The 1,954-nt window shown below is 33.3% G+C and carries 2 protein-coding genes; both read right to left on the reverse strand.

Annotated features, from left to right (window positions below):
• Nucleotides 1-52: 52 nt before the first annotated feature.
• Nucleotides 53-1,255 carry a hypothetical protein gene (locus EGI26_RS07455; RefSeq protein ID WP_255076818.1) on the reverse strand — a complete coding sequence of 401 codons (1,203 nt, stop codon included), beginning with the start codon at nucleotides 1,253-1,255 and terminating at the stop codon, nucleotides 53-55.
• A 5-nt stretch (nucleotides 1,256-1,260) separates the two neighbouring features.
• Nucleotides 1,261-1,954, reverse strand: a 694-nt coding sequence (locus tag EGI26_RS07460; RefSeq protein ID WP_255077447.1) for a hypothetical protein, incomplete at its 5' end; no start/stop codon positions are given.

Consider the following 1,954-nt stretch of genomic DNA (forward strand, 5'->3'; position numbering starts at 1 on the left):
ACTTGGTTTGTTATAAATAATGTGCAGACAATAATGAGGTTTTTCATAGGATTTAGTCTTGGATTATGGTGGCCTTTTCAATAATTTGTTTGGCAATATCACAATTGGGCACAGTTGTTTCTTCCATTTGAGCATCCGAACTCATTGAAAAGTAACTGTTTTTCAGTATTTTATATTTTGCTTTCTCAAATATCAGATTACTATCTCCATACTGTAATTCCTCTAGTGTGCGTTGACTTTCGTCGTCCAAAGTTTGCCCAGTCTTTTTGTAATAAAACAAGGAGTACGTTTTTTCTTTTAAGTCGAGTGAGCAGTTTTCAATATTCTCGATATTGATTTTAGTAAAAAGCAATTTATTATTGGCTCGATATCCAAAAAGATACTTTAAAGCAAGGTCACGATGTATTTTACCTTGACTTACTGACTCTAGAATTTTATAGTCAAATTCTTTTTTCTTTTCATCCGAAATAGCCGAAAAAGGTTTTACTTCCGTTGAATAACCCCCTCCATAACGAAAATCCATTCGAAATCTATACTTTTCAATATTCCAAGCGAATGAATTCCTCAAAAAATCGGAGTCCTCTACAAACATACCTTCTTCAGCAACAAACCCCTCAGAAATTACATATTCCACTAAGGTTTTCTGAGCTTTAATAAATAATTCATTGCTTACCCCAGCCATTAATAGATAATTTGCATCTAATTCTTTTTTAGTCAAAGCTTTGTTTGTTCTCGAAGAATTCAAATCCTTTGACAATATTTGCTGGCCTTTCCCATCTTCACCCAGGAAAAAAGTCACGGAATTTACGTTTAAAGTATCATATACACTATTATACAAAGTTAATTTATCGGACAGTCCAACAATAATTTTCTCTTGCTGCATGCTTTGAATTTGCTCATAAAGAAACTTAAAACTATTCCATTGACTTCTTATATTATCCATCAAAAACACTTCCTTTTTCTCCAATGTGATGGTAGAAATTCCCTTCCTCGCCAATTTCAAAAGCAAAGGTTTAGCTCCTTCAAAGTCATTCAGAAGAAATTTGCAGGCCACGGCATTAAAAATATCTCTAGCCAATGGTGTTTTTACTGCCGAAAATGCAGTTTGATATTCTGTAAAAGCAGTTTGATAATCATCCTTGGTGATGGCCATTTCGGCCCGATTAATGACTGGATAATATTCCTTTCTAAAATCTAGTTGGGCGAAAACTTGGTTTGTTATAAATAATGTGCAGACAATAATGAGGTTTTTCATAGGATTTAGTCTTGGATTATGGTGGCCTTTTCAATAATTTGTTTGGCAATATCACAATTGGGCACAGTTGTTTCTTCCATTTGAGCATCCGAACTCATTGAAAAGTAACTGTTTTTCAGTATTTTATATTTTGCTTTCTCAAATATCAGATTACTATCTCCATACTGTAATTCCTCTAGTGTGCGTTGACTTTCGTCGTCCAAAGTTTGCCCAGTCTTTTTGTAATAAAACAAGGAGTACGTTTTTTCTTTTAAGTCGAGTGAGCAGTTTTCAATATTCTCGATATTGATTTTAGTAAAAAGCAATTTATTATTGGCTCGATATCCAAAAAGATACTTTAAAGCAAGGTCACGATGTATTTTACCTTGACTTACTGACTCTAGAATTTTATAGTCAAATTCTTTTTTCTTTTCATCCGAAATAGCCGAAAAAGGTTTTACTTCCGTTGAATAACCCCCTCCATAACGAAAATCCATTCGAAATCTATACTTTTCAATATTCCAAGCGAATGAATTCCTCAAAAAATCGGAGTCCTCTACAAACATACCTTCTTCAGCAACAAACCCCTCAGAAATTACATATTCCACTAAGGTTTTCTGAGCTTTAATAAATAATTCATTGCTTACCCCAGCCATTAATAGATAATTTGCATCTAATTCTTTTTTAGTCAAAGCTTTGTTTGTTCTCGAAGAATTCAAA

The organism is Lacihabitans sp. CCS-44 (assembly GCF_024343735.1).
In the GTDB taxonomy this organism is placed as follows: Bacteria; Bacteroidota; Bacteroidia; order Cytophagales; family Spirosomataceae; genus Leadbetterella.

Excerpts from the sequence above, each read along its gene's own strand:
- EGI26_RS07455 (WP_255076818.1), bottom strand. The coding sequence starts at position 1,255 with ATGAAAAACCTCATTATTGTCTGCACATTATTTATAACAAACCAAGTT.